The organism is Bradyrhizobium sp. 27S5 (genome assembly GCF_037217225.1).
GTDB lineage: Bacteria > Pseudomonadota > Alphaproteobacteria > Rhizobiales > Xanthobacteraceae > Bradyrhizobium > Bradyrhizobium septentrionale.
Map to the genome: position 1 here is coordinate 8065190 of NZ_CP147714.1, position 13913 is coordinate 8079102.

10 protein-coding genes and 1 pseudogene are annotated in these 13913 nt (G+C 66.0%); 2 read left to right on the top strand and 9 right to left on the bottom strand.

Translation table 11 applies throughout. From position 1 onward, the window contains the following. Positions 1-17 precede the first annotated feature (17 nt). From WDM24_RS37975 to thrC, 4 genes are all read right to left on the bottom strand, one after another. Complete coding sequence (locus WDM24_RS37975; RefSeq protein WP_338829346.1) at positions 18-665, bottom strand: hypothetical protein; 648 nt, start codon at positions 663-665, stop codon at positions 18-20. Positions 666-802: 137 nt separating this feature from the next. Continuing rightward, entirely contained in the window at positions 803-1390 is a 588-nt protein-coding gene (locus tag WDM24_RS37980; protein ID WP_029079870.1) for a GNAT family N-acetyltransferase, read from the bottom strand. Positions 1391-1579: 189 nt separating this feature from the next. Then, positions 1580-2869 (bottom strand): pitrilysin family protein, encoded by a 1290-nt coding sequence (locus tag WDM24_RS37985; protein WP_338829347.1) that lies wholly within the window; start codon positions 2867-2869, stop codon positions 1580-1582. After that, complete coding sequence (gene thrC / locus WDM24_RS37990; protein WP_338692502.1) at positions 2870-4285, bottom strand: threonine synthase; 1416 nt, start codon at positions 4283-4285, stop codon at positions 2870-2872. An 840-nt stretch (positions 4286-5125) separates the two neighbouring features. Between thrC and WDM24_RS37995 the strand changes: the two are divergent. Next, positions 5126-5892 (top strand): annotated as a pseudogene (locus tag WDM24_RS37995) (IS5 family transposase). A gap of 346 nt (positions 5893-6238) precedes the next feature. Here the strand turns inward: WDM24_RS37995 and WDM24_RS38000 are convergent. Next, positions 6239-6865 carry a glutathione S-transferase family protein gene (locus WDM24_RS38000; protein WP_338829348.1) on the bottom strand — a complete coding sequence of 209 codons (627 nt, stop codon included), beginning with the start codon at positions 6863-6865 and terminating at the stop codon, positions 6239-6241. Positions 6866-7257: 392 nt separating this feature from the next. Further along, on the bottom strand, positions 7258-7851 hold the full coding sequence (locus tag WDM24_RS38005) for a GNAT family N-acetyltransferase (RefSeq protein ID WP_338832519.1): 594 nt from the start codon (positions 7849-7851) through the stop codon (positions 7258-7260). Between the two features lie 151 nt (positions 7852-8002). Here WDM24_RS38005 and WDM24_RS38010 point away from each other — a divergent pair, with 151 nt between their 5' ends. After that, positions 8003-8284: a hypothetical protein gene (locus WDM24_RS38010; protein ID WP_338829349.1), complete on the top strand. Its 282-nt coding sequence runs from the start codon at positions 8003-8005 to the stop codon at positions 8282-8284. Positions 8285-8459: 175 nt separating this feature from the next. Here WDM24_RS38010 and WDM24_RS38015 read toward each other — a convergent pair whose 3' ends face one another. The 3 genes from WDM24_RS38015 to WDM24_RS38025 form a co-directional block, all read right to left on the bottom strand. Further along, positions 8460-10904 (bottom strand): penicillin acylase family protein, encoded by a 2445-nt coding sequence (locus WDM24_RS38015; RefSeq protein ID WP_338829350.1) that lies wholly within the window; start codon positions 10902-10904, stop codon positions 8460-8462. A gap of 245 nt (positions 10905-11149) precedes the next feature. Beyond that, a complete protein-coding gene (gene glpK, locus WDM24_RS38020; protein ID WP_338692506.1) occupies positions 11150-12652 on the bottom strand; it encodes a glycerol kinase GlpK in 1503 nt (500 codons plus the stop codon). A 266-nt stretch (positions 12653-12918) separates the two neighbouring features. Further along, on the bottom strand, positions 12919-13911 hold the full coding sequence (locus WDM24_RS38025; protein WP_338829351.1) for an SGNH/GDSL hydrolase family protein: 993 nt from the start codon (positions 13909-13911) through the stop codon (positions 12919-12921). Positions 13912-13913: the final 2 nt, after the last annotated feature.

Genomic DNA, 13913 nt, shown 5'->3' on the forward strand with positions numbered 1-13913 from the left:
TCGTCACCGCGGCCGCGCTACTTCTTCTTTGGCGCGCGGGGCTTGGGCTCCGGCTTCAGGGCCTGCGGGTCGAAGCCGATATAGAAGATGTAATCGTCGTTCTCCGCGGCCGTCGGCGCCGGATAGACCACATCCTCGGCGACCAGGCTGAACGGCACACTGCCGCTCTCGTCCATCTGCACGGTGGTGGTGTAGGCCTTGGTCATGACCGTCCGCTCGCCGATGCCGCCCTTCACCACGGCGACGCGCAGCGGCACCTGGACGGTCGGCGGCGCGCCCGAGGGCCCGGCGATCACCCGCCCCTGGATGCCGATCTTGGCAGTGATCTGCCCGCTGTTCAGGCCGCATTGCCGCGCCGTGCGCGTGATCGAAGCCAGGAACTTGACGTCGTTGCCGACCGCCTCCTTGCCGTTCGCGGCCACGGAATAGGTCGAGGCCCCGGCGCGGATCTGCACCGGCGGACAGGTCAACTCGGCGTCGGCGTCGTTGAGCTGTTTTGGCGCGGCTGGCGCGGCCGGCTTGTCCGAATCGGACGAGCCGCCGCCGAACAGGCTCTTGAAGCGGTCGCTCAGCGACTGCGCCGAGCCGACCGACGGCAGCAGGGTGGCACCGAGACCGATCGTTACCGCCGCCACGAGCGCGAACCTGATCACCCTGTCACCCATGCGATATCCTTAAGCCTCCAAGTGGTCTCCGAGTGGAGTTCCCCGTTTCGCGCGCGTTATAGCAAGCCAATGGCGGCGAACCCAAGGCATCTTGAAAGGCATCGGGTGGTGCCCGCATCAGCCAAAAGGCGCAAGAATCAGCCGCGGAAATCCTCGTGCAGCAGGCCGAACAGCAGGTGGTCCTGCCAGATCCCGTTGATGCAGAGATAGCGCCGCGCCAGGCCCTCGCGGGTGAAGCCGCATTTCTCCAGCACCCGGATCGACGACGCATTGGAGGGAATGCAGGCCGCCTCGATGCGGTGCAAATTGAGCTCGCCGAACAGCGAAGGCAGCAGCACCCGCAGCGCCGTCGTCATGTAGCCGCGGTGGGCGTGCGGCAGGCCGACCCAGTAGCCGATCGTGCCGGCCTGCACGATGCCGCGGCGGACATTGGCGAGCGTGATACCGCCGATCATCACCCCGTCCGATTCGCGGAAGATGATGAACGGGTAGGAACGGTCGGCGGCGATATCCTCGGTGTAGCGGCGCAAGCGGCGGCGGAAGCCCGCGCGGGTCAGGTCGTCGGACGGCCAGATCGGTTCCCACGGCGTGAGATAGGCGCGGCTGAATTCGCGCAATTGCGCCCATTGCGGGAAATCCGACATTTGCGGCGCGCGCAGCAACAGCCCGTGACCGCGCGGCATCAGTGCAGCGGGTCCACTAGACGGCAAACGAAACAGGGCCATGGCCCAACACTCCCCGCCAAGCTATTCCCCCTCGCCCCGCCCTTGCGGGGAGAGGGTTGGGGTGAGGGGCTCCGTCCACGAGCGAGCCGATCGCTGGGACCTGTACCCCCTCACCCGGATTGCACCGGACGATGCTTCGCATCGCCGAGAGCAATCCGACCTCTCCCCGCAAGCGGGGAGAGGTAAATCCTAGTGCAGCAGCGACTTTGCCTTCGACTTAGTCAATCCTTCCGCAAAAGACACCGCCGTGTCCAGACCCCTGCCGCTGCCGAGCGCAACAACGGCGGGCCGGCTGCGCGACAGCAGGGCACGGGCGGCGTTGCGGCTCGATTCGACTGAGACCGCATCGATCCGCGCCACCAGTTCTTCCACCGTCTGCGGCCTTCCATAGGCTAGCACATGGCGTGCCAATTGCTCGGCCCGCGATGAGCAGCTTTCCAGCGCCATCAACAGCCCGGCCTTCATCTGCGCCTTGGCGCGGGCGACCTCGGCCTCGGTCAGGGTTTCCACCGCGTCATTGATGACGTCGACGATGACTTCCATCATTTCCGGCGCGTCGGCCGGATCGGTCCCGGTGTAAAGCCCGAAGAAGCCGGTGTCGGTGTAGGGCGCGTGGAAGGTGTAGATCGAGTAGCACAGCCCGCGCTTCTCGCGCACCTCCTGGAACAGCCGCGACGACATCCCGCCGCCGAGCGTATTAGTGAAGACCTGCAGCGAGAACAGCGACAGGTCGGTCTGCGGCACGCCCTCGAGCGCCAATGTCAGATGCGCCTGCTCGAGATCGCGGTGCACCACGCGCGAGCCACCCTTGCCGAACATCGCGGCCTGCGGCTTCGGCGCCGGCGTGGCGTCGAAGCTTGCAAACTTCTGCGCGACGTCCTCGACGATGCGCTTGTGATCGACGGCGCCGGCGGCAGCGACCACCATGTCCGGGGCGCGGTAATGCGTCGAGAGGTAGTCGCGCAGCATGTCGCGGTTGAAGGCCTTCAGCGTCTTGGCGGTGCCGAGCAGCGAGCGGCCCATCGGCTGGTCCGGGTAGCAGAGCTCGTTGAGATGCTCGAACACGACGTCGTCGGGCGTATCCTGCGCCGCGCCGATCTCCTGCACGATGACGCTCTTCTCGCGCTCCAGCTCATCCGGCACGAAAGACGGATTGGCGAGGATGTCGGAGAGCACGTCGAGCGCCAGCGGCACGTCGGCCTTCATCACCCGCGCATAATAGGCCGTGGTCTCGGTCGAGGTGCCGGCATTGAGGTCGCCGCCGACCGCCTCGATCTCCTCGACGATCTCGCGCGAGGAACGCCGCGCGGTGCCCTTGAACGCCATGTGCTCGAGCAGATGCGAGATGCCGTGCTCGTTCGGCTTCTCGTCGCGCCCGCCGACGCCGGCCCAGACGCCAAGCGCCGAGGTCTCCAGATGCGGCATGCTGTCGGTGACGACGGTCAGGCCGCTCGGCAGCTTGGTGATTTCAACGCTCATTCAGGCAACTCCTTGCTTGGCAGCACGGCTGACCGACAGCACGAAGCGCTCGACCTCGGCAGAATCATTCTTCATGACAGTCATCTGTTCGGACTTGGTCATCAACCCTCCGAGCCAGGCCGGCAGCTGCGGACGCACCCCGCAGGCGGCCTCGACCGCGTCGGGGAATTTCGCCGCATGCGCCGTCGACAGCACGATGTTCGGGATCCCTGAGTCCGAGGTGTCGCGGTCGGCGACCGCGAGCGCGACCGCGGTGTGGGGATCGACCAGATCGCCCGCCTCGCGCCAGGCGGCGCGGATCGCCGCCGCCGTCTCGGTCTCGTCGGCGCGGCCGGCGTCGAAATCGCGACGCACCGCGGCCAGCGTCGCATCCGGCAGCACGAAGCGGCCGGACTGCTTCAGCGAGCCCATCAGGCGGCGGACCTGCTCGGCGTCGCGGCCGCTGGCCTCGAACAACAGCCGCTCGAAATTCGACGACACCTGGATGTCCATCGACGGCGAGGTCGTGGCGTGCACCTCGCGCACCTCGTAGATGCCGGTCTTCAGGGTCCGGGCGAGGATGTCGTTGACATTGGCAGCGATGCGCAGCCAGCGGATCGGCAGTCCCATCCGCTTGGCGACGTAGCCGGCGAAGATGTCGCCGAAATTGCCGGTCGGCACCGTGAAGTCGACGGTGCGCCGCGGCGAACCGAGCGCCACCGCCGCGGTGAAGTAATAGACCACTTGCGCGACGATGCGCGCCCAGTTGATCGAGTTGACGCCGGACAGCGCCACCTGGTCGCGGAAGCGATGGTTGTTGAACATCGCCTTCACCAGCGCCTGGCAATCGTCGAACGTGCCCTCGATCGCCAGCGCATGGACGTTGCCGGCGCCGGTCGTCGTCATCATCCGGCGCTGCACCTCGGAGATGCGCCCGTTCGGGAACAGCACCACGAGGTCGACATTGTCGAGCCCCGCGAATGCCTCGACCGCGGCGCCGCCGGTATCGCCCGAGGTCGCGACCACGATGGTGGTGCGCTGCGCGCGCTTGGCCAGCACGTGGTCCATCAGCCGCGAGATCAGCTGCATCGCGACGTCCTTGAACGCCAGGGTCGGCCCGTGGAACAGCTCGAGCATGAACTGGTTCGGCCCGACCTGGTCGAGCGGCACCACGGCGGGATGGCGGAACGTGGCATAGGCCTCGTTGGCCATGCGGCCGAGCTCGGCGTCGGAAATCTCGCCGGCGACAAACGGACGGATGATCTCGACCGCGACCTCCCAATAGGGACGGCCGAACAGGGCGGCGATGGTCTCGGGCGAAAGCTGCGGCCAGGTCTCGGGCACGTAGAGCCCGCCGTCGCGGGCAAGCCCGGTCAGCATCACATCGCAGAAGCCAAGCACCGGGGCCTCGCCCCTGGTCGAAATATACCGCGTCAAACCGCCCTCCAAAGGCTTCGATCCGAGTCTTAAGCCTTTGATATCATGGAATTATCTAGTTCGCCGCATGCGAACCGGATGAGGTCACCATAGAAGATCGGGCCCCCAATGGGTAGCCCGAAGCGCGCGTCCCGGGGTCGCGCGGGGTGGTGAATTGCCTCGTGATGGAATGGATTGCGCGGATCTCTCTCCGTCCGTCGTCCCGGCGAAAGCCGGGACCCTTAACCACAGCACGTGATGGCGAACGAGGATCGCGGCTCCAGCGTGCGCAAAAATTGAGATTTGGGGTAATGGGTCCTGGCTCTCGCCAGGACGACGATGAGAATGGTGCTCGATTCAACCTGTCAAACAGCTCGTTCGGTGTCATCGCCCGGCTTGACCGGGCGATCCAGTATTCCAGAGACGCCAGTGCTTGAGCGGATAGGCCGCGGCGTACTGGATCGCCCGGTCGAGCCGGGCGATGACAGTGGGGTGGGGACACAACTTCGCATTCTCGCGACATGATTGTCCGAGCTTTGCTCTTCGTTCCGCCCTCTCTTGAACAGAGGGCGCAGGGAAAGCCGGGTGCCGATCGCACCCATGGGCCCCGAGCAAAAGTAGAAAGCTCGGGGGTAGGACCACAGGTGTAACCGGAGCAATCCGGCTTTCCCTGCGCGATGGTTTTACGGCTTACTTCGTGCTCTCCCCGGCGAGACTGGGCTTGTTTGTCACCGCCTTAGCAAAAACGCCTGCGCGCTATTGCGAGGGGACACCGGCCGCTAGGTGGTGTGGACTCTAAGGATTCCCTTTTAGGAGCAAATCAGATTCAAGGCTGCTTTTGGGGAGGCCGCCTTGGGTGTGATGGACCGTTTGGTATTGAGCGACGCGGCGTGGGAGCGGATAGCGCCGCTGATCATAGGGCGCCCCGATCAGAAGGGCTCCACCGGGCGCGACAACCGGATGTTCGTGGAAGGTGTGCTGTGGATCGTGCGTACGGGGTCTCCCTGGCGCGATCTTCCGGAGGTGTTTGGGGACTGGAACAGCGTGTTCCGGCGCTTCAGTCGATGGAGCATCAAGGGTGTTTGGTGGCGGATCTTCGAGGCGATGTCCGATGATCCGGACTTCGAATATCTGATCGTCGATTCCACCATCGTTCGGGCGCATCAGCACGCCGCCGGCGCCAAAAAGGGGGGTCTGAAGATCAAGCGGAAGATCAAGCGATCGGCCGCTCGCGCGGCGGCCTGAGCACCAAGATACATATGGCCGTTCGAGGCTTGGGATGTCCGGTGCGGTTCAAGCTCACCGCAGGTCAGAAGGGCGATGCACCGCAAGCCGCCGCATTGATCGAAGGCTTATCCGCCGAGGTCGTCATGGCCGATACGGCCTATGACGCCGATCACTTGCGCCAAGCCATCGCCGCCAAAGGCGCGCTCGCCGTGATCCCCAACAACCCGTCACGCGCGCTCAAATATCCACTCGACAAGCATTTCTATGCCCAGCGTTATCTCGTCGAATGCTGCTTCTCAAAGCTCAAGCAGTTCCGCCGCGTCGCAACCCGCTTCGAAAAAACGGCCCGGAACTACCGGGCCGTCGTCACTCTCGCAGCCATCGTTCTATGGATGCGCTAGTGTCCACACCACCTAGGGCGTCAGGACCACACGACTTCACCGTCCGCTTCATGTGCACTCGTCAGTCGCACAATCGGCGTCCACCGCATCCCACACCGCGTTCGTGACGACCGCGAAGCGCCCCTCGATCGGGTGAGACGGCAGATTTATAACACTGAGTTACATTTCTGATAAAGCGAAATATTTTTACGTGAGGGGCTTGCGCCGTCGGGCAACTCAGTGGCAGGGGACGTGAGGTGAGCACGCCGGCTGGGTTCCCTCCCCCCTTGCGGGGGAGGGAACCCTTCCGCTGGTGCCTTCCTCACGCGCGACGCGTGAACTGCGGATTGACGATGGTGAAGATCCCCTAACCGCTCGGCGGCGCCAGCGGCTGCACGATCTCCTGGAACGGCGGCAGCGCCTCGCAGCGCGCGGCGTGGGCCTGCAGCGCGGGATAGCGCGCGTCGAACAGATGCGGATGCGCCTCGCCGGTGAAGCGCAGCGCGCAGGCGACCGCGATGTCGGCATGGCCGATACGATCGCCGAGCCAATACGGCGATTGCACCGCCGCGCGCTCCTGCTCCAGCACCGCGAGCACACCCGTGATCTGCGCCTCGCAACGCTCGACCCAGAGTTTGAGCTGCTCCTTGCGCAGGACGCGCTCGTAGATCAGGCTCACCGCCTTGTCGGCGAGCCCGGTCGCCAGCGCCGTGATGCGCAGATGCTTGCGCCGCTCAGGCCCGGAGCGCGCAATCATCGCCTTGTCCGGCCCGACCAGTTCGTCGAGATAATCCAGGATCGCGCCGCTCTCGATCAACGCTTCGCCATCGTCGAGCACCAGCGTCGGCACCCGCCGCACCGGATTGTAGGCCGCAACCTTCTCCGCATCGCCGAAGGTCGACCACGGCTTGTGCTCAAAGGGCAGCCCATAGAGCCGCAGCGCGATCGCGGTGCGGCGGACAAAGGAGGAGTCGTACTGGCCAATCAAAAACATCTGTCATCTCGTCGGTCATGCCGCGGCAGGCCGCTGCCCTCGAAAGCAGGGCTTTCGAGATGTGCGGCCACGCCGGCGTCAGAGGTTGCGCTTTGCACCATCCTAGATGGGCTGCGCGGGGTTGCAACCGGCCGGGTCATTCCAATGAGGCATTGCCTACCGTCGATTCTGCTGGTGCTCGCCGTCAACTGTTGCGGCAGAGCGGACCGTGTTTTGAAGTCGAGCAGCAGCCACACTCGATGTCGTCCCTGCGAAAGCAGGGACCCATTACCACCGGCTCCCGTTGTGGCAAAGGCTGGAGCCCCAGCACAGTAACCAACTCAGTTCGGTGGTTATGGGTCCCGGGTCGCGCTCCCGCTTGCCCGGGACGACGGCAGAGTTTGGAGCAACAGCTATGCAATCACCGGCACATGCCTCGCCGCATCGCGCGGCAATGTGCCGTCAACGCGCGGATCGTCGGCCACTTCGATCTGCCGCTTGAACGGACGAAACCCCGAGCGCTGGTAGAACGCGATCGCGGAGGGATGGTCGAAGGTGCAGGTGTGCACCCAGACGCGGCCGACGTCGCGCGACCAGGCGATCTCGAGGGCGCGGTTCATCAGGAAGCGCGCGGCGCCGGTGCCGATGAATTTTGCGGTGACGCCGAAATAAAGCAGCTCGCATTGGCCGGGCTCGCTGAAATCGAGTTCGAGCAGGCCTTCATCATGGCCCTCAACGACCAGCCCGTAGAGCTCGATGCCGGGCGCGTGGATGACGGCGCCGAGATCGGCGTCATCGAGCCCCGTGCGGGTGAACCACAGCCACTCCTCACCGACGCGGCGGTAGAGATCGCGATACCAGTCGAGCGCGGGCGGATCGACCTTGCGCAGGCGCCATGCGCCGGGCGGATCGTCGCGGCGCGGCGGGCGCTCCGTCATTTCCAGATGTGTGACGACGGCGGCGATCTTGCCGTGGGGGATGTCGGAGTACCCGTCGGGTAGCAGCATCACGCGACCTTTGTTTCCAATTATCGGCGGGAAATATCCGCGTGTCTCGCGGCAGATGCAATGCAACGCTGCGTAACAATGTTACCGATTTGTCAGTCGGCGTTTTGGCGAATCAGGCGCTCGATGTGGAGAGGCCACCGGAGCAGACATCGTGTCGCGCCATCACACGCTGCCGCCGATCATCTATACGCCGCCACCACCGAAGCCGAAGCCTGCGCGACGGCGGCGTGGCATCGGTTACGCACATGGGACGGGTGCGGCTGGTGAGGCCGAGGACGTCGAGGATGGTGCGCCGGTGCGCGGCACTCAGGTTGTGCCGCAGCACGCGCGCCCGGTCGAGACCGTCGAGCGGCGCGCGCCGTCACCGAACGGCAAGCTCAGCGACGACACGCTGCGCGTGATGCTGGAGCTGCAGGAGAGGCAGGTGAAGTAGAGCGCGCGTCGCCTACCAAATTTTCGGTGTCGTCCCGGCGAAGGCCGGGACCCATAACCACAGGATTGAGTTGCGAAGGCACGCTGTGGCCCCAGCGCTCAAAAACAATTGGCATTGGTGGTTATGGGTCCCGGCCTTCGCCGGGACGACGATGGAGATTGGACCACCGCCTTGCTCACCTCGGCGTCAGCGTGATCGCTTCCGCAGTCGCGGCTTCCACCGCGCCGCGGCTGTAGAGCAGCGGCACATATTGGCCGGTCGCCCACAGCGGCGCGAGGTCGCGGTAGTGGGCGCTGAAGGGATCGCCGGATTGGCCCGGCGTGTTGATGGTGCGGCTCGCATCCCAGTTGCCGACATCGAGCACCATGCGGAACGAGGCGCCCGCGGTGAGGTGATAGTCGGAGCGGCGATAGGTGGCGGCGCGCGGCACGTTGGCAGCGCCGCCATAGGCGAGCGGACCGACCGACATCTGCGCCGCGGTGGCCTTGTCGGCGAGCGGCATCAGCGCGTGATCGAATTTTGCGACATGCAGCCGGCCCCAGCGCCAGGTCGACGCATCGGGTCCGAGCTTTGCGGTGACGTCGGCGACGGCCGCGCCGAGGCTGTCGCGCAGCACGCGGTCGCGTTCGGCGGCGGGATCGCTGCCGAGCGCGGCGTCGGGTTTTTCGAGATAGCCGACGATGGCGGAAATGCTGGACGCCTCCGGCGCGATCAGCTCGGCCACTTTCGGCGCCGTGGTCTTGAGCAGGACGGGGCCGAGATGGTTTGCGATCCAGACCTCGTAGACCGCAGCGGCGGCGCTGTCCGCCGCGTCGCGCGCGTCCCACGCCTTCAAGAGATCGAGACCTTTCTTCACGTTGGCATCGTCGGATGACAGCGGCTTCAACAGCGCGACCAGCCGCCGCGCGAGCATGCCTGTGTCGTCGTTCTGCAGCGCCATCGCGTCCGCCAGCGTCACCTTGCTGTTGGCTTGCAGCACCTCGGTGATGCGCTGCCAGCGCGCGCTGTCGGACCATTCGAAGCCGACCCGGCGCTCATTGACCGGATAATCCGCCGGCAGGTTCATCTGGTTGGCGGTGGCGATGAAGCCCTGCTTCGGCTGATACAGCTTCGGCAGCTCGTCGAGCGACAGAAAGCCCTGCCACTCGTAGCGGCCGTCGCCGGGCACCGGCATCAATCCATCGAAGTTCGTGCGGCGCGGCGTCTTGCCGGCCGCGACCCAGCCGATATTGCCGCTGGTGTCGGCATAAACCTGGTTCTCCGACGGCGCGCCCCAGCGCCGCATCGCGCCGAGGAAGCCTGTCCAATTCTTCGCGGTCATGTAGTCGGAGGAGCCGAAATAGGCCGAGGTGCCCGGCTCGAACCAGATCGAGCGCACCGCGAAGGCGCGCTTCTTCGCATCGTCGACGAAGATCACCGGGCCGTGGCGGGTGAACTTCAGCTCGAGGTCGCGGTCGGCCTCACCCTTCACCGCTTCCTTCTCGTGCACGATGCGCATGTCCTCCCAGCCCGTGCCATAGCGGTACTGGTTCGGATTGTCGGGATTGAGCTCGTAGACGTAGAGGTCTTCCTGGTCGACGTTGAAGATGGTCAGGCCGAACGCGATGGTGTCGTTGTGGCCGATCGAGATGCCCGGCAGCGCCGGCTCGCCGGCGCCGATCACGGAGATGCCGGGCGCGTTGAGGGCGACGATGTAGCGCAGCGACGGCACCGAATGCTCGCGATGCGGATCGTTGGCAAGGATCGGACGTCCCGTCGCGGTGCGTGAGGCCGCGATCACCCAGTTGTTGGAGCCGATGGTGTCGCGCTGCTGGTCGGCCGCGGCGAGGAACGTGTCGGGATCATGCGCCAGCGCCGCCTTCTGGTCCTTCGGCGCGGCGAAAGCGACCGGGCGCGTGGCGAGGTCATAGGCCGCGAGCACGCCTTTCGGCACGCTGCAGGGATCGAGCCCGTCCGGGATTTTCGTGGTCCATGCCGGCTCCAGCTTGACGCGGAAGCGATCGGCATCGAGGCCAGCGGCACATGCGACCTGCGCGCGCTTCACCTCGGACGCGACGTTGCGGGTCAGGCGGTGACTGCGGACGCGCACGACATCCTCCGCCGACCACAGGTCCGGCATCGTGCCTGCGATCCTGAACTCGATCGGCAGCGGCCGCTTGCCCGCCTTGACGTCGGCGACATAGGCGTTGACGCCGGCGACGAAGGCCTCGGCATAGGATTTCGCCTTCGGACCATAGGCGGCCCATTCCGCATTCATGTCGCCGCGATAGAGGAACAGGCGCAGCGCCTTGTCCTGCTCGGCATAGGCGAGGCCGAAATCCTTCGCCAGGAGGCCGAGCCCGCGCTTGCGCCAGAGATCGATCTGCCAGAGCCGGTCACGCGCGGCGTTGAAGCCCTGCAGGAAGAACAGGTCGTGCTCGTTGCCGGCATAGATGTGCGGAATGCCCCAGACGTCGACCAGGATCTGGCCCGGCGCCGTCAGCCCGGCAACGTCGGTCTTGACCTCGCGCGCCGCCACCAGCGGGCTAGGCTTCTCGCGCGCCGCGGCAGGCGCGGCCAACATCGCGGCGCAGAGCGCGGCGCTGAGCAGTCTGGTGACCCGGTTGAAATCCGTGTTCATGTTGTTCTCTCCGATGGTTGTTATTGATTGACGCGTTGCCGACGTGTGAGACCATCACCGCGAAGAAAGTGCGCCCCCTCTCCCGCTTGCGGGGGAGGGCTGGGGTGGGGGTGTCGCCGCGATGGGACCAGTCATTATGCGGAGAGAGCCCCCACCCGGATTGCATCTGCGATGCAATCCGACCTCCCCCGCAAGCGGGAGAGGTGCAGCGAGCCTGCCGCACGAGCGAGCAAACCTCACCCGCCCTATTCCCCCTCGTCGCTCGCCAGCACGCCCTTCACGGCGCGCGCCCAGCCGGCGAGCTTGCGGTCGCGCGTTGCCTCGCTCATCGCCGGCCTGAAGCGGTGCTCGAGCCGCCAATTGTCGGCGAACTTTGCGGGCTCCGGATAGACGCCGGCCTCGAGCCCGGCGAGATAGGCCGCACCGAGCGCCGTGGTCTCCTGGATCATCGGGCGGTCGACCGGGGCATTGAGCAGGTCGGCGAGCCGCTGCATGGTCCAGTCCGACGCGGTCATGCCGCCGTCGACGCGCAGCACGGTGTTGGCGGCGTTGGCCTCCGGCCAGTCGGTGCGCATCGCGGCCCACAGATCGAAGGTCTGGTAGCAGACGCTTTCGAGCGTCGCGTGCGCGAGCTCGGCCGGGCCGGTGTTGCGGGTCAAGCCGAACAGCGCGCCGCGCACGCGCGGATTCCAGTAGGGCGCGCCCATGCCGACGAAAGCCGGCACCAGATAGACGCTCTGCATCGAGTCGGATTTGTCGGCAAGCGGCCCGGTCTCGGCGGCGTGCTTGATGATACCGAGCCCGTCGCGCAGCCACTGCACGGCGCTGCCGGCGACGAAGATCGAACCTTCGAGCGCGTAGGTGCGCTGGCCGTTGAGCTGGTAGGCGATGGTGGTGAGCAGCTTGTGCTTCGAAGCCACCGGCGTGGTGCCGGTGTTGAGCAGCGCGAAGCAGCCGGTACCGTAGGTCGACTTCATCATGCCGGGCTCGAAGCAGGCCTGGCCGATGATCGCGGCCTGCTGGTCGCCGGCGATGCCCGAGATCGCGATCGGACCGCCGAACAGATCAGCCGTGCTCTCGCCGAAACGGGCGGAGGAATCCTTGACCTCGGGCAGCATCGAGCGCGGCACGCGCAGCAGCTTGATGAGGTCGTCGTCCCACGCGCCGGTGTGGATGTTGAACAGCAGCGTGCGCGAGGCGTTGGTGGCGTCGGTGGCGTGCACCCGGCCGCCGGTGAGCCGCCACAACAGATAGCAGTCGACGGTGCCGAACAACAGCTCGCCGCGCTCGGCGCGTTCGCGCGCGCCCGGCACGTGATCGAGGATCCAGGCGACTTTCGTCCCGGAGAAATAGGGGTCGATGATCAACCCGGTCTTGGCCGAGATCGCCGGCTCATGGCCCTCGGCCTTCAGTTTGGCGCAGATGTCGGCGGTGCGGCGGTCCTGCCAGACGATGGCGCGGTGCACCGCCTGTCCGGTGGCGCGGTCCCACACCACGGTGGTCTCGCGCTGGTTGGTGATGCCGATCGCGGCGATGTCCTTGGCCTTCAGGCCGGCCTGCTCCAGCGCCTCGCGGCACACCATCACGGTCGAGGTCCAGATGTCCTCCGGCTCGTGCTCGACCCAGCCGGAGGCCGGGAAATGCTGCGGAAATTCCTGCTGCGCCACCGCGGCGATGGAGATGTCGCCGCGAAACACCATGGCGCGCGACGAAGTGGTGCCCTGATCGATGGCCAGCACGAAAGACATGAGCGTTTCCCTTGAGGCGTCTTCCCGAAGGAGATTGGTTCAGGCGCCAAGGGAGCGGATTACCGCGGCGAGGTCAAGATTGACCGACGTAGTGACACCCGGGTCGAGGCGAACGAACTGGTGGTGTCACCCCGTCATCCTGAGAAGCGCGTAGCGCGTCTCGAAGGATGCACGGCCACCAGCCGGGCCGTCGACCCTTCGAGACGCGCTACGCGCTCCTCAGGGTGACGGTGATAGAGCGAGTACAGGGAACGACGGCCGCCCGATCACATCGGCCGGTAGGTCCGCACGTCGCCGGGGACGTTGACGCCGATCTTGATCGCGCCGACCGAGCGGATGATGTCGTCGCCGAGCAACTGGGCGAAGCAGGCGTAGCCCCAGTCGTTCATGTGCAGGCCGTCGGCGGTGACGAAATCGTTGATCGGGATCGCCTGCCGCTCGTGCCAGTCGCGCATCACCTCGAAGCGCGGGAAGATGCCGACATGGCGCAGCGCGGCGATGCGGCCGAGCAGCTTCACCATGCCGCGCGCGCTTTCGGGACGCTCGGTGACGCGCGGCGAATATTGCGGATCGACCAGCACAACGTCGGCGCCGGAGGCCTGCAGCCGCGCCACGCCGTCCTCGACCTGTTTTGCGGTTTCGGAGGGATCGAGGTTGCGCAGCACCGCGTTGGTGCCGACCTGCCAGATCACCATGTCGGGATGCACGTCGATCACTTCGGTCTGCAGCCGCGCCATCATCTCGGGCGCGTCCTCGCCACCCTTGCCGCGGTTGAGCACGGTGATGTCGGCGGCGGGATATTGCCGGCGCAGCTGCCCGGCGAGCCGGTTCGGATAGGTGAATTGGGGCGACGACGAACCATAACCTTCCGTCGAGGACGAGCCGAATGCGATGATGACGACCGGCTTGCCGGCGGCGAGCTTGGCCGCGACATGCGGCAGCGAGCCGGTCGAGCTCGGCACGCCCTTGGGCTGCTGGCACGGCACGCGGTGGAAAATGTCGCTGGCGGATTTGGCGACCTGCCTTACCTTGTCGAACGCCTTCGCGGCGACGCCGGGCTGCTGATTGGCCGCATCGGCTTCGATGGCGGCGGGCTTGTCCGCATCGGGCCGTGCGGCCTCAGACTTGGCACCGGGCGAGAGCGCGGCATGCTGGTCAGCCTGGCCGGTCTGCGCGCGCGATGGCGTGACCGGCACGAGCAGCGCCAGCACCGCAACGGCGCACCCTGCGGTAGAGCGAAAAGGGAAGGCAAAACGCATCA